The sequence below is a fragment of the Rathayibacter sp. AY1F6 genome (genome assembly GCF_002932035.1).
Classification (GTDB): domain Bacteria; phylum Actinomycetota; class Actinomycetes; order Actinomycetales; family Microbacteriaceae; genus Rathayibacter.
Genome location: NZ_PSVD01000027.1, coordinates 16463 through 32996 on the forward strand (window position 1 = coordinate 16463; position 16534 = coordinate 32996).

Here is a 16534-nt window from a genome sequence, read left to right on the forward strand (position 1 = left end):
GAATCCCCGAAGGAAGCAATGTCCAAGCGCATCGAGGTCAACGACCTCAACGTCTACTACAGCCAGTTCCTCGCGGTGGAGGGCGTCTCGCTCGCCATCGAGCCCCGCACGGTCACCGCCTTCATCGGCCCGTCCGGCTGCGGCAAGTCGACCTTCCTCCGCACGCTCAACCGCATGCACGAGGTCATCCCCGGCGCGCACGTCGAGGGCGAGGTCCTGATCGACGGCAACAACCTGTACGGCCCGGGCGTCGACCCGGTGCAGGTCCGCCGGCAGGTGGGCATGGTCTTCCAGCGCCCCAACCCGTTCCCGACGATGTCCATCCGGGACAACGTGCTGGCCGGCGTGAAGCTCAACAACCGCCGCATCTCGAAGTCGGACGCGGACGCGCTCGTCGAGCGCTCGCTCCAGGGCGCGAACCTCTGGAACGAGGTGAAGGACCGCCTCGACAAGCCGGGCTCCGGTCTCTCCGGCGGCCAGCAGCAGCGTCTGTGCATCGCCCGCGCGATCGCCGTCTCCCCTGACGTCCTCCTGATGGACGAGCCCTGCTCCGCCCTCGACCCGATCTCGACCCTCGCGATCGAGGACCTCATCGAGGAGCTCAAGAACGACTACACGATCGTCATCGTGACCCACAACATGCAGCAGGCCTCGCGCGTCTCGGACCGCACCGCGTTCTTCAACATCGCGGGCACCGGCAAGCCGGGCAAGCTCATCGAGTACGACGACACCGCGACGATGTTCTCGCGCCCGTCCGTCCAGGCGACCGAGGACTACGTCTCGGGCCGCTTCGGCTGATCCGCCGCAGACGAGAGCGAGCCGCGTCCCTCCGGGGTCGCGGCTCGCTCTCGTTCCACCGCGTTCCCTCCGGGAACGAGAAGAGCCGCACTCCGTCATCGGAGTGCGGCTCTTCTCGTGCTCGGGCCGTCAGGCGATGTCGATCGCCAGTATCGGATCGGTGGTCGGAGTCGGCGAGCCGCCGGCGTCCTCGACCGTCACGGCGACGACTCCGCCCTCGGTCAGGCTCCCCTCGAGCGGGGCCACGGTGCTGCCCTCTCCCCCGTCGAACGTCCCTGCGGCGACCGGACCGGATGAGCCGATGTACCAGAGCTCGTAGGTCTTGTCCTCCGGCAGCGGCGCCAGGTCGTCCACCACGAGGGCGGAGCGGCTGAGCGAGCTCGACCAGACCAGCGTCGCCTGCTCGCCGGTGGCGACCGTGCCGGTCGTCTCCTGCGCGTCGGGGGCGCTGCGGATCTGCTCCAGAGCCGTCTGCTGCTGCGTCTGGCCGGGGCCGGACGAGAGCAGCGGCGGAAGGGTCACTCCGCCGACCACGATCACCGCGGCGGCCGCGGCCGCCGAGAGGTAGACCGCGGGGCGGGCGAACCAGCGGCTCCGGGCGCGGTTCGCGGCGCTGCCGCCACCGTCCCGGCGAGCCGTCGGACCGCTCCGCTCGCCCTCGGAGGCGACGGGGACCAGACGGGGCGCGGCGGGCGCCTCGTGGTCCTCGTCGGGCTCCTCCAGCGGCAGCTGCGGAGTGGTGGCGATGAGCGCCATCAGGTCGGCCTTGAAGCCCGGCGAGGGCTCCACGGCGGGTGCGTCGGCGACCAGCGCCTCCGCCACCTCGGCGAACGCGTCGGCCTCGCCGCGCGCCTCCGGGTGCTCGGAGAGGAAGCGCTCGTAGCGCTCCTGCTCCTCGGGCGTCAGGATGCCCAGTGCGTGACCCGCCGCGAGATCGCGCGGGTCGTCCATCCCGTCGGGGAGTCGCACATCGTTCACAGGGCCACCCCCATCTCTTCTCGAAGTCTGATCATTCCGTCACGCAGGCGTGTCTTGACGGTTCCCACGGGGCACTGCAGGATCCCCGCGATCTCGCTGTGCGAGTATCCGCCGTAGTAAGCGAGCTGCAGCGCCTGCCGCTGCAGTTCCGTCAGGCGGCCCATGGCGGCCGCGACCTTCTCGTGCTCGAGGGACACCTCCGCCTGCTCGGAGACCTGGTCGTAGTCGCGTCCGAGGTCTCGGATTCCGATGCGCATGTCCCGATCACGGCCGGCTTGAGCCGCGCGGACCCTGTCGATGGCCCTGCGGTGTGCCATCGTGAGGATCCAGGTCGTCGCGCTTCCTTTATTCGGAGCGAAACGCCCAGCGGTTTGCCAGATCTCGAGGAAGACCTCCTGGGCCACCTCCTCGGACTGGGAGCGGTCGACGAGGACGCGGATGATCAGGCCGAGGACCCGGCCGGCCATCTGGTCGTAGAGCGCGGCGAACGCGGCCTGCTCTCCCCCGGCGATGCGCTCGAGGAGGACAGCCGCCTCCGCAGTGGTGTCGTCCGTCATCAGCCCCGCCTCGCCCGCGCCCGGGCTGAAAGATTCCGCGTCATCCAGAAGGCTGTCACGGCCAGGCCTGCAACGACGACCGACACCTCGATCGGATGCGTCACGAATCGGACATCCAGCGCCAACGCGCCGATCGGCACGAGCGCGGGGTCGCCCAGCCGGGGGGCCAGCCAGAGCGAGATCACGGCCACCGCCGCAGCGGTGATGCCCGGATAGCTGCGCGGGCGGATGAGGACCCAGAGCCCGGCGAGCACGTCGAGGACCGCGAGGACGCGCATCACCGTGCCCTGCGAGAGCGAGACCCCCGCGGCGAACTGGGCGCCCTCCGCGTCGTCGACGCTCGGCGCGGCGAGGAGGTAGAGGGCGGCGACGACCAGCAGCCCCGTCCCCGCCCAGACGCGCGCGCCGATCCGGAGAGCTCTGCTGTTCTTCATTCCGCTGGCGCCTGTCTGTGGGGACTCGGGCGAGGATCGACTCCTCCTGGGCCCTCGCCTCGCGCACCGTGGCCTCGATGCGAGCAGAGAAGGGGCCGGACCGCAGGAACGCCTCTCGGCGCGAGGCCGCTCGAAGCGGCTATAAGTGGAGCCCGGGGTTACTGCGATCCGGCTTCCGCCAGTCTACCAAAGGCCTCCGCGGTGGCGGCGAGCGGCGTTCGCAATGGGTGAACGCGGGTTGCGCGTCACTCCAGGGAGTCGCTCCGCCACAGCCGCGCGCAGCTCACGAGCTCGGCCGCGGTGGTCGAGAGGCGCAGGGCGCGGGTGGTCAGCTCGCTCGCCCGGACGGGGTTCACCGGCTCCACATCGTCGGCGACCGAGACGGCTCCGGAGGCGCTCACGCGGCAGAACGCCGCGGCGCGGTCCAGTGCCACCGCGAAGTCGCCGTCGAAGACGCCGCGGAGGATCCGGTCGGCCAGCTCGGTGATCTCGGCCGGCCCCGTGGGAGTGCTGGCTCCGGCGACCACCGGGTCGATCGTGGCGGACAGTTCGACTCCGCGCTGGTAGAGGAAGCTCGTGCTCTCCGGGTCCTGCCGGATGACCAGCCGCAGCAGGTAGATCCGCCAGAGGGCGCCCGGCAGGCTCGCCGCGCTGGAGCGCGCCCAGAGCTCGGCCAGCGCGTCGATGCCGTTGTGGTCGGTGTACTCGACCAGGCGGTCGATGACCACCGGGTCGGGGTCGTTCCGGACACGGCTCAGCAGCGCGATCGCGGTCTCGTGGGCGACGCGGCTGATCTGCGCCGGGTCCTCTCCTCCCTGGAACGCCTCGAAGACGTGGGAGGGGAACTTGGTCGGCTTGTGGAAGCCGTCTGTCATGGGGCCGCCTTCCGCGGTCGTGCGCGCGGACGCTCTCGCGCTCGCGCTCCGTAGGGGGTTCGAGGAGGGTAACGCCCGCGGCTGGGCGGGTATGCCCGCGCGGAGGACGCGGTCCGCTCCGGGATCGTCCGCGCTCCGGGCCGCACCTGCTCCGGGCCGCACCTGCTCCGGGGGGCGTCGACGGCCCGCTACCCTGGAGCGCGCGGGCCTCTAGCTCAGTTGGCAGAGCAGCGGACTTTTAATCCGCGGGTCGTCGGTTCGAGCCCGACGGGGCCCACCACACGACCGCCTGGTCGCGCTTTCCGGACAGTGCCAGGGCGCAGCCAGGTCGCCGCACTACCGTGCAGAGGTGCTGACCGTCCTCCGCGTCCTCCTGCGCCGGCCTCGGCTGTGCGAGGCGTGCCGAGTCCGGCCGGCCCGCCGCCGTGACCCGTTCTGCTCGACGGACTGCGCGAAGACGTACTACCTCTACCTCTGACGGCTCGTCCGGGCCGCGGTGCTCCGCGACGGCATCACTCGTGGCAGAGCGACCACACCTCGTCCGGGTAGTCGCGGACCTTCTCGCCGACGAGCAGGCGCCAGCGGCCGTCCTGGTGCTCGAGCAGGCGGCCGGTGACGACCTCCGAGAGCCAGTCGGAGTCGATCCGGTACCAGCGGACGAGGCGGACGGTCGTCGCGGTGTGCGAGACGCGGGTCGTCATCGCGGGAGTCCCTTCTCGAGGAGGGAGCGGGGTGCTGGAACCAGCGGGGCGTTCGACGCGCGAACGGGGGGATGACCCGCGCCGGGACGACTCCGTTGTCGACCGGCCGGGAGACTGCGGCGGGCATCCGGCGGACCGGATGCCAGGAACTCTAGACGACCGCGCAGACGGTGTCTGTCCCGTCGCCGGTCACAGCGGAGCGACTCCGTTCAGCGGGCTCAGGGCTGGACGGTGCAGCCGGCCGGGCGCGTCTGCCGGAACGCGGCCGCCTCGCGGGTGCGGGAGCGGAGCCTCCTCGCGCGGCGGCGGAGGAGCCGCTCGCTCGGGCCGAAGGCTCCGGATTCGAGGAGCTGGCGGAGGGACAGGGTCACCTGCCGGGCCAGACGGGGATCGATGCGGCCGGGGATCCGGATCGCGTCGATGAGGTCGAGGGCGTTGCGCGTGGTGCGGGAGATCGCCATGACGGAACCCTAGGGACGTCGGGGCGCGGTGTGCGCGCCCCGGACGGGGGCGCCGACGGGGACTGATGCTCAGCCCCGGGGCGCCCCGGCGGGATCAGTCGTGCCCGTTGCTGCCGTCGCCACGGCCCGTGGAGGACTGCAGGCGGTCGATGTGCTCGGAGGCTTGGGCCTTGGTGAGGTCGGCGGGCAGGGTCTCGCCCGCCTCGCGCGCGAGGGTGTCGAGGTAGCTGCGCTGCGGGCCGGTCATCGGCTCGTCGCCGGTGACCCAGTCGGACGGGTCCTTGCTGGCGCTGGTGTCGCTGCCGTCGTCGGCACGGGCGCCGAGGACGTCGCCCTCGGTCTTGACATCGGGATCGGTGGTGTTGTCATCGCTCATGGTGCGACCGTACGCCCGACCACCGACGCCGACGAGGGCTTGCGGAGCGGGCCCGGGCGCCCCGCTTCACGACCCGAGCAGCGCGTGCGCGACGGTGAAGATGACCAGCCCGGCCAGGGAGCCCACGACGGTGCCGTTGATCCGGATGAACTGGAGGTCCTTCCCGACCTGCAGCTCGAGCTTCTCGGACGTCTCGCGCGGGTCCCAGCGGTGGATGGTGTCGCCGATGATGCTGGCGATGTCGGTGCGGTAGCGGTCGACCAGGTTGGCCGCGACCGATCCGATCCAGGAGTCGACGGTCGCCGCGAGACCGGCGTCGGTCGAGAGCCGGCGGCCCAGATCGACCACGATCGACTCGATGCTGCCGCGGAGGGGGCTCGACGGGTCGTCCATCGCGCCGAGGAGGGAGGCCTTCGTCGCCTCCCAGGCGTCCCCGGCGAGCTCGCGGACGCGCGGGCTGTCGAAGGCGCGGTTCTTGATCTCCTCGACCCGGGCGATCAGGTCGGGGTCGGTGCCCAGATCCTGCGCCAGCGTGGCGAGGTAGCCGTCGATCGCGATCCGGAACGGGTGCACCTGGTCCTCGCGCACCGCGGCGACGAAGACGAGCGCCTCGCGGTACAGCCGCTCGTCCACCGCTCGGCTGACCGCTGAGGGCAGCCAGCTCGGCAGGCGGCCGCTGACCATGCGGGTGAAGCTCTGCGGGTTCGCGGTCAGCCACGCCTCCGCCTGCTCCACCAGCGTGTCCACGAGGCGCCGGTGGTGGCCCGCCTCGACCACGCTGCCCACCAGCGAGCCCAGCGGCGGGCCCCACTGCGGGTCGAGGAGGTGGCGCCGCGCCAGCGCCTCGATCACGCGCTGCACGTCGGAGTCGTCCAGCAGGGCGATCGCCGAGCGGACGGCCGCGGCACTCTCGCCGCCGACCCGGTGCGCGTTCTCCGGCTCGGCGAGCCACAGCCCCGCCCGCCGGGCGATCCCGAAGGAGTCGAGCTTCTCGCGCACGATGGCGCCGCGGAGGAAGTTCTCCTCGACGAACTGCGCGAGGCTCGCGCCGATCTCGTCCTTCTTGGTCGGGATGATCGCGGTGTGCGGGATCGGCAGGCCCAGCGGCCGACGGAACAGCGCTGTCACGGCGAACCAGTCGGCGAGCGCGCCGACCATCCCGCCCTCGCTCGCGGCCCGGACCCACTGCAGCCACGGGTAGCGCTCCTGCAGGGCGAACGACACGGCGAAGACGACGGCCATCACCACGAGCAGGCCCGTGGCGAGCCGCTTCATCCGGACGAGGGCGACGCGCTTGGCCTCGTCGTCGCGCCCGACGGCCGCGAGGGTGGTCATGACGCGGTGGGGAACCCCTCGTGGCGGATGCCCCACGCGACGGTCCACTCCTCGCCCGGGTCGAGCCAGCGCAGGCCCTGCCCGCTGTTGAAGGCCTCTGCGGGAGCGGTCATCGGCTCCACGGCGATCGCGGTCTTCACGTCGTCGCCGTCGGGGAAGATCCGGGTGATGAAGACCTGGATGAAGTTGTGCGAGGCGTCGGCCCAGAGGAGCACGCGGCGGCCGTCCGCGGCGCGGAGGCCGTGCACGCTCTCGCCGTCGACCATCCGGACGTCGGCCCAGGCGTCGTCGAGCTCCAGGTCGCCGATGCGGCGGCCGGAGCGGAGGTCCCACTCGGTGCCCTCGACCGGGTTCTGCACGGTGGGGTTGAGGCGCTCGTCGACCTCGATGTGCACCGCCGCGTCGACGGTGATCTCGAGCTCGTCGGTCGGGACGTCGCCGATGGCGAGGAAGGGGTGCGTGCCGATGGCGACGGGCGCCTCGTCGGCTCCGACGTTGACGACGCGGTGGACGACCTTCAGCCCGTCGGCCTGCAGCTCGTAGCGGACCGAGGTCTCGAGGTGGAACGGGTAGCCCGCCTGCGGCACGACCGGCGCGGCCAGCTCGACGAAGGACGGGCCCTGGTCGACGAGGCGGTACGGGGTGCTCACCAGGAGGCCGTGGATGGCGTTGTGGTACTTCGGCTCGGTGATCGCGAGCTGGAGCGTCTCGCCGCGGTGGTGCCAGCGCCCGTCCTTCACGCGGTTGGGCCAGGGCATCAGGACGATGCCCGAGCCGAACGGCGGGACGGTGCTCTCCGGGTAGGAGGCGGTGATCTCCACTCCGTCGACCGAGAGGTGGCGCAGCGCTGCGGCCACCTCCGTCACGACGGCGTGCAGGGTGCGTCCCTCAGCGGTGAGGTCGAGCGAGAACTGGCGCCCGGTGGCGGGGGCGGGGGTGAAGTCGGCCATTCCTCGATCCTACGGACTGACGCGCTCGCCGAGCGCCCGGCAGCGGGTGACCGCGAGCCCCGCCTCCTCCAGAGCGGCGACGAGTCCGTCGGCGGCGCCCGCCCCCGTGAGCAGACGGTCGAACTCGTCGGGAGCGGCGACCCGGCCGAGGTCGACCACTCCGAGCTTCGAGGAGTCCGCGACCACGACCCGGCGGGTCGCCGCCTGCAGCATCCGACGCTTCAGGGTCGCCTCCGGGAGATTGACGTTGGTGACGCCGGCCTCGGGGTGCACGCCGGTGCAGCCGATGAAGGCGATGTCGGCGCGGATCCGCTCGAGCAGCTCGGACGCCAGCGGCTCGACCAGCGAGTGCTGCAGCGGCCGCAGAGTGCCCCCGGTGACGACGACCGTGAAGCGCGGGATGGCCGGCTCGAGCGCCAGCGCAGTGGAGAGGCCGTTCGTGATCACCGTGACGTCGCGCAGATCCTCCCGCGCCACGAGCGCGTGCGCGATGGCGAGCGGGGTGGTGCCCACGTCGAGCACGATGCTCTGCCCGGAGGAGACGGAGGCGGCGGCCTCCTCGCCGATCGCGGCCTTCTCGTCGGAGGCGGCGCTGAGGCCCTCCTCGAGCGAGCGCTCGCCGGTGGGCCTCGGCGCCGGGATCGCCCCTCCGCGCACCCGCTGGAGGACGCCCTCGCTCGCGAGCAGGGCGAGATCGGAGCGGACCGTGACGACCGAGACCCCGAGCATGTCGGCCATCGGGGCGACCCCGACGAAGCCCGAGCTCTCGGCGGCTAGACGCAGCCGCAGCCGGCGCTCGATCGCCGACGTGGACTCCTGCTCGCCGTCCGTCCTCATCCGCCCATCGTGCCCGCGGACCGGTGGACTTGTCAAAGGGAAAACGAGCTTTCCTTTTCGAAGATGCGGCCCTAGTCTGACTCCTGCCATGAACGAAGCGATCACACTCTCCGCCGGCGTCGTCAAGCGCCCGCACACGCTGGCCGACGGCCGCGAGCTCCTCTACTTCGACGACGCCGACACGACCCTCCCCCCGGAGCGCGCCGCCGACGCACGCCACCTCGACCCCCGCCCCGCCACCGCGCGGATGCGCCAGGACGTGCTGACCGGCGAGTGGGTCTCCATCGCCGCGTCGCGCCAGAACCGCGTGTTCCTGCCGCCGGCCGAGCTCGATCCGCTCGCCCCGGCGTCGCCGACGAACCCGTCGGAGGTGCCCAGCCGGTACGACGTCGCCGTCTTCGAGAACCGCTCCCCCTCCTTCGGCCCGCTCCTCGAGGACGCGGACGCGCCCGCCTCCCTGGAGGACCTGCGCACTCTCGGGCTCGGCCGGACGCTGACCAGCGTCGGCCGCTGCGAGGTCGTCTGCTTCAGCCCCGAGCACGAGGGCTCGTTCGCCACGCTCAGCGCCTCCCGCGCCCGGACCGTGGTCGAGGCCTGGGCCGACCGCGTGGGCGCCCTCTCGGCCCTTCCCGGCGTGCAGCAGGTCTTCCCGTTCGAGAACCGCGGCGAGGCGATCGGCGTCACGCTGCACCACCCCCACGGGCAGATCTACTCCTACCCCTACGTCACGCCGCGCACGACCCGCCTGCTCGCCTCGCTCGACAGCTACGGGCCGTCGATGTTCGCCGACGTCCTCGCCTTCGAGCAGGCCGGCGAGCGCGTCCTCCTCCGCGGCGAGCACTTCACCGCGTTCGTGCCGTTCGCCGCGCGCTGGCCCGTCGAGGTGCACCTCCTGCCGCACCGCCACGTCCCGGACCTGGCGGCGACGACCCCGGAGGAGCGCGACGAGCTGGCTGTGATGTACCAGCGCCTGCTCCGCGGCATCGACGCCCTCTACGACACCCCGACGCCCTACATCGCCGCCTGGCACCAGGCCCCGGTGCACGAGCGCCGCGACGAGGTGCGCCTGATGCTCCAGATCACCTCGCCCCGCCGCGCCGAGACGAAGCTCAAGTACCTCGCGGGGAGCGAGGCCGCGATGGGCGCCTGGATCGGCGACATCGCCCCCGAGACGAGCGCCGCGGCCCTGCGCGCGGCGATCGAGCGGGCCGACGCGGCCGTGCTCGAGGCCGGGATCGCACAGCGCCCCGACGCGGCCCTGCCGGTCGCCGCGCACAGCGACGACTCGCTTCCCGGCGGCGCCGCCACTCCCGCCACCACCGCCGCCGACATCGCCGAGGAGAACCGATGACCGCCGCTCCCGCCTCCCTGACCGCCGTCGCCGAGAGCGCGGCCGCCGCCTTCGAGCGCACTTTCGGCCGCCCCGCCGCCGGCGTCTGGGCCGGCCCCGGCCGCGTGAACCTGATCGGCGAGCACACCGACTACAACGACGGCTTCGTCTTCCCCTTCGCGATCGACCGCGCCACGGCGATGGCCGTCGCGCCCAGGGAGGACCGCCTGATCCGGATCAGCAGCGCCTTCTCCCCCGAGGTGGTCGAGGTCGCTCTCGACGAGCTCGGCCCCGGCGCCGTCACCGGCTGGTCGGCCTACCCGCTCGGCGTGGTCTGGGCGCTCACCGAGTACGGCGTCGACCTGGGCTCCCGCTCGGGCTTCGACGCGTACGTCGACTCCGACGTGCCGGTCGGCGCGGGGCTCTCGAGCTCGGCGGCGCTGATGTGCGCGATGGCCGTCGCCCTCGACGAGCTCTGGCACCTCGGTTTCGACCGCGCGACGATGGCCCGCGTCGGTCGTCGCGCCGAGAACGTCGCGGTCGGCGCCCCCACCGGGATCATGGACGAGTCCGCCTCCCTCTTCGGGAAGCGCGACGCCGCGGTGTTCCTGGACTGCCGCAGCCTCGACACCGAGGTCGTCCCCCTCGGCTTCGAGGAGGCCGGGCTCGTCCTGCTCGTCGTCGACACCCGCGTCGAGCACGCGCACGCCACCGGCGGCTACGCCGAGCGGCGCGCCTCCTGCGAACTCGGCGCCGCGACCCTCGGCGTGCCGTCGCTCCGCGAGCTGACGGTCGACGACCTGCCGCGCGCCCAGGAGCTCCTCGACGACGTCACCTACCGGCGCGTGAAGCACGTCGTGACGGAGGACGCCCGCGTGCTCGAGACCGTCCGCACCCTGCGCGAGCACGGTCCCCGGGCGATCGGCGATCTGCTCGACGCCGGCCACGTCTCCCTCCGCGACGACTTCGAGATCTCGGTGCCCGAGCTCGACACCGCCGTCGAGGCGGCGCGCGGCGCCGGAGCGATCGGCGCCCGGATGACCGGCGGCGGCTTCGGCGGCTCCGCGATCGCCCTCACCCCGGTGGAGAAGGAAGAGGAGGTCCGCGCCGCGGTCCTCGCCGCCTTCGCCGAGAAGGGCTTCACGACTCCGGAGCTCTTCCTGGTCACGGCCGCCGACGGCGCGGGTCGGGTGCTCTGACCTCTGCTTCCGTCGACGCCCCCTGCGACCTCGCGTCGCAGGGGGCGTTCCTCGTCCAGCCGCTACGGCGCCGGATCCGGCGGAACGACGGCGCGCGCTTCTCCCCCGGTGACCCGGACCAGCTCGGCGAAGCTCGTCGGGTAGACGGTGTGCGCGTGCCCGGCCGCAGCCCAGACAACGTCGTAGGCGGCGAGGGCCGTGTCGACCACGGTGCGCAGCGGCGCGGGATGGCCCACCGGCGCGATCCCGCCGATCGTCTGGCCCGTCGCGGACTTCACCTCCGCGGCCGACGCCCGGGTGATCGATCCGCCCAGCTGCACGCCCAGCCAGGCGGTGTCGACGCGGTGGCCGCCGCTGGTCAGGACCAGCAGCGGCGCACCGTCGATCAGGAACACGAGCGAGTTGGCGATCTGGCCGACGTCGACGCCCAGCGCCTCGGCCGCCAGTGCCGCCGTCGACGCGGCCGAATCGAGCCAGCGCACGGTCGGGTGCACGCCGTGCCGGTCGAGGTCGGCGAGGACGCGGTCGACGGCCGGGTGGCTCCGTTCGCTCATGCCGCCGAGGCTAGCGCCCCGGCCGCGCTCACTTCTCGAACGTGGAGGCGTCGATCACGAAGCGGTAGCGGACGTCCGAGGCGAGAACGCGCTCGTAGGCCTCGTTGATCTGCGAGGCCGAGACGACCTCGACCTCGCTCGCGATGCCCTTCTCGGCACAGAAGTCGAGCATCTCCTGGGTCTCGCGGATGCCGCCGATGCCCGAGCCCGCGAAGGAGCGACGGGCGCCGAAGAGCGTGAAGACGTGCAACGGCAGCGCCTCGGCCGGAGCGCCCACGTTCACCATCGTGCCGTTGCGGCGCAGGAGCCCCAGGTAGGCGTCGAGGTCGAGGGGCGCGCTGACCGTGTTGACGATCAGGTCGAAGGTGTTCGCGAGATCGGTGAAGGTCGCCTCGTCGCGCGTCGCGTAGTAGTGGTCGGCGCCCAGGCGGAGGCCGTCCTCCTTCTTGCTGAGGGTCTGCGAGAGCACGGTGACCTCGGCGCCCATCGCGTGCGCGAACTTGACGGCCATGTGGCCGAGCCCGCCGAGGCCGACGACGGCCACGCGCTTGCCGGGCCCCGCCTCCCAGTGCGAGAGCGGCGAGTAGGTCGTGATGCCCGCGCACAGCAGCGGGGCGGCGGCCTCGTAGGGGATCGACTCCGGGACGCGGAGCACGAAGTCCTCGACGACGACGACGTGCGTGGAGTAGCCGCCCTGGGTGATGGTGCCGTCGCGGTCGACGGAGGCGTAGGTGCCGGTGTTGCCCTTCAGGCAGTACTGCTCCTCGCCCGCGAGGCAGTTCTCGCACTCGCGGCAGGAGTTCACCATGCAGCCGACGCCGACGCGGTCGCCGACGGAGTGCTTGGTGACCTCGGAGCCGACCTCGGCGACGACGCCGACGATCTCGTGGCCGACGGTCAGCGGGTACGCCACCGGACCCCAGTCTCCGCGGACGGTGTGGATGTCGGAGTGGCAGATGCCGGAGTAGGCGATCTCGATGAGCACGTCGTGCGGTCCGACGTCGCGGCGCTCGATGGTGGTGGGGACGAGCGGCTCGGTCGCGGAGGGGGCGGCGTAGGCGGTGACGGTGAGCATGGGTTCTCCTCGTGGGGCGGGGCGCGCTCCGAGGACGTGTCCGACGGGGTGGGGGACGCGAGAGCGCCGGGCCACGCTACCGGCAGGCGACTGGACGTCGCCCCCGAGCGCGGTCCGGCGCGGGTCCTGTGGCGCGGGACCGGTCAGCGCAGGGCGCGCTCGGCCGCCGTCACCACGTTGTGGATGAGCATCGCGCGCGTCATCGGGCCGACTCCGCCGGGCACGGGCGACAGCCAGCCCGCGACCTCCGCCGCCTCCGGTGCGACGTCGCCGGTCAGCTTCGCGCGGCCCGTCTCCGGGTTCTCGACCCGCGTGATGCCCACGTCGAGCACGGCGGCGCCGGGCTTCACCCAGTCGGCGCGGATGAGCCCGGGCACGCCCACGGCGGCCACCACGATGTCGGCGCGGCGCACCTCCGCGGCGAGATCGGCCGTGCGGGAGTGGGTGAGGGTCACGGTGGCGTCGAGGCCCTTCCGCGTGAGCAGGAGCCCGAGCGGACGGCCGACGGTGAGCCCGCGGCCCACGACGACGACATGCCGGCCCGAGGTCGGGATGCCGTGGCGCTGCAGCATCTCGACGATCCCGTTCGGCGTGCAGGGCAGCGGGCTGTCCAGCTCGCCCTCGACGCCGAGAACCAGGCGGCCGAGGTTGGTGGGGTGCAGGCCGTCGGCGTCCTTGTCCGGATCCATGAGCTCGAGCATCGCGTTCTCGTCGATGCCCTTCGGCAGCGGGAGCTGGATGATGTACCCGGTCACGGCCTCCGACTCGTTGAGCTGCCGGATGGCGGCGCGGATGTCGTCCGCCGACGCGGTCGCGGGGAGGTCCACGCGGATCGACTCGATCCCGACCTCCGCGCAGTCGCGGTGCTTGCCCGCGACGTACGAGCGGGAAGCGGGATCGTCCCCCACCAGCAGCGTGCCGAGCCCGGGCACGACGCCCCGCTCGCGCAGAGCGGCGACCCGCTCCGCGATCTCCGTCTTGACCGCCGTCGCCGTCGCGACGCCGTCGAGTACCTGTGCCGTCATCTCGGGCTCCTCGGTCGTGGCGCGGCGGAGGGGGACGGTGCCCCGGCCTCCGCCGCGCGGGTGGTGCAGCGGATCGACTACAGCCCGGGGTAGAGCGGGAAGTCGTCGGTGAGGCGGGCGACACGGCCGCGCAGCGCCTCGAGGTCGGCCGAGGGCTTGAGCGCCTCGGCGATGACGTCGGCGACCTCGGTGAACTCCGTGTCGCCGAAGCCGCGGGTCGCGAGCGCCGGCGTGCCGATGCGCAGGCCCGAGGTGACCATCGGGGGGCGGGGGTCGAACGGCACGGCGTTGCGGTTGACCGTGATGCCGACCTCGTGGAGGCGGTCCTCGGCCTGCTTGCCGTCCAGCGGCGAGTCGCGCAGGTCGGCGAGGACGAGGTGGACGTCCGTGCCGCCGGTCAGGACGTCGATGCCCTCGGCCTTCGAGTCGGCCGCCGTGAGGCGCTCGGCGAGGATCTGCGCGCCGCGGATGGTGCGTGCCTGGCGGTCGGCGAACTCGGGCTCGCCGGCGAGCTTGAACGCGGTCGCCTTCGCGGCGATCACGTGCATGAGCGGGCCGCCCTGCTGGCCGGGGAAGACGGCCGAGTTCAGCTTCTTGGCGTACTCCTGCTTCGCGAGGATGAGCCCCGAGCGCGGGCCGGCCAGCGTCTTGTGGACGGTGGTCGTCACGACGTCGGCGTAGGGCACCGGCGACGGGTGCAGCCCCGCCGCCACGAGGCCTGCGAAGTGGGCCATGTCGACCCAGAGCTTCGCGCCGACCTCGTCGGCGATGGCGCGGAACGCCTCGAAGTCGAGCTGACGGGGGTAGGCGGACCAGCCGGCGATGAGCACCTGCGGACGGACCTCGAGGGCCTTCTCGCGGACCGCGTCCATGTCGATGCGGAAGGTCTGCGGGTCGACGCCGTACGCGGTCGCGTTGTAGAGCTTGCCCGAGAAGTTCAGCTTCATGCCGTGGGTCAGGTGGCCGCCGTGCGCGAGCTCGAGGCCGAGGATGGTGTCTCCGGGCTGCACGAGCGCGGCGAGCGCCGCGGCGTTGGCGGAGGCTCCGGAGTGCGGCTGGACATTGGCGAACTCGGCGCCGAAGAGGGCCTTGGCGCGGTCGATCGCGAGCTGCTCGGCGATGTCGACGTACTCGCAGCCGCCGTAGTAGCGGCGGCCGGGGTAGCCCTCGGCGTACTTGTTGGTCAGGACGGAGCCCTGCGACTCGAGGATCGCGCGCGGCACGAAGTTCTCGCTCGCGATCATCTCGAGGTAGCCGCGCTGGCGGTCGAGCTCCTGCTGGAGCACGGCGGCGATCTCGGGGTCGACCACCGACACGGGCTGGTCGAACGAGGCGGCGACGCCGGGGCTGGCGGGGGAAGAGGACACGGACGCTCCTTGGCTGGGAAACGGAAGGGGCCCGGCAGGTCGCTGCGGCGCGACACGGCTCGTTCGGGCGACCCGATCTACGGTATCCGTTCCAGCCCAGGCGTGCGGCGGGAAAAGTGTCCGGGGCGCTGCCCCGGAGGAGGTGCCGCTCCCTGATGGTCACCCATCCGAACGCCAGTCGCGGCGGGCTCACTCTAGCAAGCAGGCCGGGTGGCGCGGGAGTCGCGCCAGTCGGGGGCGGGCACGCGCGATCGTGCGACGATCCCTCGGGCGGTCCCGGCGCGGGACCGGGAGGGAGGGCGTCGCCGTGGGTCCTCGACGCCGCTCCGAGCGCATCGACGGCCGCAGCGACGAAGAGCTCGTCGCGCTGGTCCGGGAGGGCCGCACCGACGCGGTCTCCGAGCTCTGGCGCCGCCACTCCTCGGCCGGGCGCACCGTGGCCCGGGCGTGGGCGAGCAGCTCCGACCCCGACGACCTGGTCTCGGAGGCGTTCCTCCGCGTCCTGCGGGCGATCGAGCGCGGCGGCGGACCCGAGGGCGCCTTCCGCCCCTACTTCTTCACCGCCGTCCGCAACGTCGCGGGATCCTGGGCCCGGCGGGACCGGCACGAGCGGCCGTTCGACGAGGCCGACCGCGCCCTCCCCTCTGCCGGCCCCGATCCCGAGGCGCACGCCCTCGCCGCCCTCGAGCGCGACCTGGGCGCGCGCGCGTTCCGGGCGCTGCCGCCGCGCTGGCAGGAGGTGCTCTGGTACACGGAGGTGGAGGGCCTGTCCCCCGCCGCCGCCGCACCGCTGATGGGCCTGCGGCCCAACGCGGTCGCAGCGCTCGGGGTGCGGGCGCGGGAGGGGCTGCGCTCCGCGTGGATCCGGGAGCACGTGGCGGACGCCTCGGCGACGGGCGAGTGCGAGTGGGTGCTCGAGCGGGCGGGGACGTACGCGCGAGGACGAGCCCCCGTCCGGGACAGGCACCGCATCGACCGGCACCTGGACGGGTGCCTCTCCTGCCGGGAGGCGCTGGCGGAGGCCGAGAGCACTGCGCGCCGCCTCGCGTCGGTGCTGCTGCCGCTGACCGCCGGGGTGAGCGGCGCAGCCGCCTGGGCGGCGGGCGGGGGCTCCGGCGCGGCCTCCGGTCCGCTGCCGAGCGCGGTCCGGGCGTCGAGCGCGGTCCGCGCATCGGCGGTAAGGGCGTCGAGAGTGGGCAGCGGAACAGGAGTGGTCGTCGCCGCGTCCGCTGCGGCGGCACTCGCGGTCGCGGGAGTCGTCGGCGCGGTGCTGCTGTCCGGGAACGGGGGCGGCGCGCTCGTGGCGGCGGAGGACGCCTCCGCGCGGGTGGACGAGCGCGCAACGGCCGAGGCGGCTGCGCCGGCGTCGAGCGGAGGAGCGACGGCGAGCGCCGACCGACCGGAGACGGACCCGGAGGCCGCGGACCGGACGAGTGCAGCGGACGGCGATCCGGCGGGGCGGTCCAGCGGCTCCGGCGCCGCTCCGAGGAGCACGGTGCCGGCCGTGGCCGGAGGGGCTGCGTCGGACGATGCCGGAGCAACGCGCGCGACACCCGGGAGGACGGGACGCCCGCCGCAACAAAAGCCGTCCCACGATCCCGTCGGCGCACCGGCGTCGAGAGGAATCGAGGCGACCGCCTCCCCGACTCCTGCCGCCGAGCCCGCCCCGTCCCGCCCCGCCG

The 16534-nt window shown here is 73.1% G+C and carries 18 protein-coding genes and 1 tRNA gene; 5 read left to right on the top strand and 14 right to left on the bottom strand.

Annotated features, from left to right (window positions below):
* The first annotated feature begins 18 nt into the window (after positions 1-18).
* Complete coding sequence (gene pstB / locus C5C44_RS15170; RefSeq protein ID WP_104224707.1) at positions 19-798, top strand: phosphate ABC transporter ATP-binding protein PstB; 780 nt, start codon at positions 19-21, stop codon at positions 796-798.
* A 129-nt stretch (positions 799-927) separates the two neighbouring features.
* Here pstB and C5C44_RS15175 read toward each other — a convergent pair whose 3' ends face one another.
* The 4 genes from C5C44_RS15175 to C5C44_RS15190 all read right to left on the bottom strand — a co-directional run bounded on the left by C5C44_RS15175 (position 928) and on the right by C5C44_RS15190 (position 3642).
* Positions 928-1776 carry an anti-sigma factor domain-containing protein gene (locus C5C44_RS15175; protein ID WP_146084358.1) on the bottom strand — a complete coding sequence of 283 codons (849 nt, stop codon included), beginning with the start codon at positions 1774-1776 and terminating at the stop codon, positions 928-930.
* Entirely contained in the window at positions 1773-2333 is a 561-nt protein-coding gene (gene sigK, locus C5C44_RS15180; RefSeq protein ID WP_104224709.1) for an ECF RNA polymerase sigma factor SigK, read from the bottom strand. The genes C5C44_RS15175 and sigK overlap by 4 nt, the downstream gene beginning before the upstream one ends.
* Complete coding sequence (locus C5C44_RS15185) at positions 2333-2767, bottom strand: hypothetical protein (RefSeq protein WP_104249365.1); 435 nt, start codon at positions 2765-2767, stop codon at positions 2333-2335. The genes sigK and C5C44_RS15185 overlap by 1 nt, the downstream gene beginning before the upstream one ends.
* A 245-nt stretch (positions 2768-3012) precedes the next feature.
* Positions 3013-3642 (bottom strand): DNA-directed RNA polymerase subunit beta, encoded by a 630-nt coding sequence (locus tag C5C44_RS15190; RefSeq protein ID WP_104261007.1) that lies wholly within the window; start codon positions 3640-3642, stop codon positions 3013-3015.
* Positions 3643-3846: 204 nt separating this feature from the next.
* Between C5C44_RS15190 and C5C44_RS15195 the strand changes: the two genes are divergently transcribed.
* Positions 3847-3922: transfer RNA gene (locus C5C44_RS15195), tRNA-Lys, on the top strand.
* 232 nt (positions 3923-4154) lie between these two features.
* On the opposite strand, the gene C5C44_RS15200 is transcribed toward C5C44_RS15195, so the two are convergent.
* From C5C44_RS15200 to C5C44_RS15225, 6 genes are all read right to left on the bottom strand, one after another.
* A complete protein-coding gene (locus C5C44_RS15200; RefSeq protein WP_104224712.1) occupies positions 4155-4343 on the bottom strand; it encodes a hypothetical protein in 189 nt (62 codons plus the stop codon).
* Between the two features lie 218 nt (positions 4344-4561).
* Positions 4562-4804 carry a hypothetical protein gene (locus C5C44_RS15205; protein ID WP_104256416.1) on the bottom strand — a complete coding sequence of 81 codons (243 nt, stop codon included), beginning with the start codon at positions 4802-4804 and terminating at the stop codon, positions 4562-4564.
* A gap of 94 nt (positions 4805-4898) precedes the next feature.
* Positions 4899-5180, bottom strand: a complete 282-nt coding sequence (locus C5C44_RS15210) for a DUF3072 domain-containing protein (protein WP_104224714.1) — start codon at positions 5178-5180, stop codon at positions 4899-4901.
* A gap of 66 nt (positions 5181-5246) precedes the next feature.
* Positions 5247-6515, bottom strand: a complete 1269-nt coding sequence (locus tag C5C44_RS15215) for a DUF445 domain-containing protein (RefSeq protein WP_104224715.1) — start codon at positions 6513-6515, stop codon at positions 5247-5249.
* Entirely contained in the window at positions 6512-7465 is a 954-nt protein-coding gene (locus C5C44_RS15220; protein ID WP_104247697.1) for an aldose 1-epimerase family protein, read from the bottom strand. The genes C5C44_RS15215 and C5C44_RS15220 overlap by 4 nt, the downstream gene beginning before the upstream one ends.
* A gap of 9 nt (positions 7466-7474) precedes the next feature.
* Entirely contained in the window at positions 7475-8302 is an 828-nt protein-coding gene (locus C5C44_RS15225; protein ID WP_104227275.1) for a DeoR/GlpR family DNA-binding transcription regulator, read from the bottom strand.
* Between the two features lie 88 nt (positions 8303-8390).
* On the opposite strand from C5C44_RS15225, the gene galT reads away from it, so the two are divergent.
* The gene (gene galT, locus C5C44_RS15230) at positions 8391-9653 is read left to right on the top strand and encodes a galactose-1-phosphate uridylyltransferase (protein ID WP_104224718.1); all 1263 of its coding nucleotides are present in this window, start codon (positions 8391-8393) and stop codon (positions 9651-9653) included.
* Positions 9650-10831 (top strand): galactokinase, encoded by a 1182-nt coding sequence (galK, locus tag C5C44_RS15235; protein ID WP_104256411.1) that lies wholly within the window; start codon positions 9650-9652, stop codon positions 10829-10831. The genes galT and galK overlap by 4 nt, the downstream gene beginning before the upstream one ends.
* A gap of 62 nt (positions 10832-10893) precedes the next feature.
* On the opposite strand, the gene C5C44_RS15240 is transcribed toward galK, so the two are convergent.
* The 4 genes from C5C44_RS15240 to glyA form a co-directional block, all read right to left on the bottom strand.
* Positions 10894-11385, bottom strand: a complete 492-nt coding sequence (locus tag C5C44_RS15240; protein WP_104336134.1) for a YbaK/EbsC family protein — start codon at positions 11383-11385, stop codon at positions 10894-10896.
* 28 nt (positions 11386-11413) lie between these two features.
* On the bottom strand, positions 11414-12460 hold the full coding sequence (locus C5C44_RS15245) for an NAD(P)-dependent alcohol dehydrogenase (protein ID WP_104233905.1): 1047 nt from the start codon (positions 12458-12460) through the stop codon (positions 11414-11416).
* Between the two features lie 143 nt (positions 12461-12603).
* The gene (locus tag C5C44_RS15250) at positions 12604-13485 is read right to left on the bottom strand and encodes a bifunctional methylenetetrahydrofolate dehydrogenase/methenyltetrahydrofolate cyclohydrolase (RefSeq protein ID WP_104336135.1); all 882 of its coding nucleotides are present in this window, start codon (positions 13483-13485) and stop codon (positions 12604-12606) included.
* 77 nt (positions 13486-13562) lie between these two features.
* The gene (gene glyA, locus C5C44_RS15255) at positions 13563-14852 is read right to left on the bottom strand and encodes a serine hydroxymethyltransferase (protein WP_104224723.1); all 1290 of its coding nucleotides are present in this window, start codon (positions 14850-14852) and stop codon (positions 13563-13565) included.
* A gap of 307 nt (positions 14853-15159) precedes the next feature.
* Here glyA and C5C44_RS15260 point away from each other — a divergent pair.
* Positions 15160-16534 (top strand): sigma-70 family RNA polymerase sigma factor (locus C5C44_RS15260; protein ID WP_104336136.1); only part of this gene is annotated, 1375 nt, incomplete at its 3' end.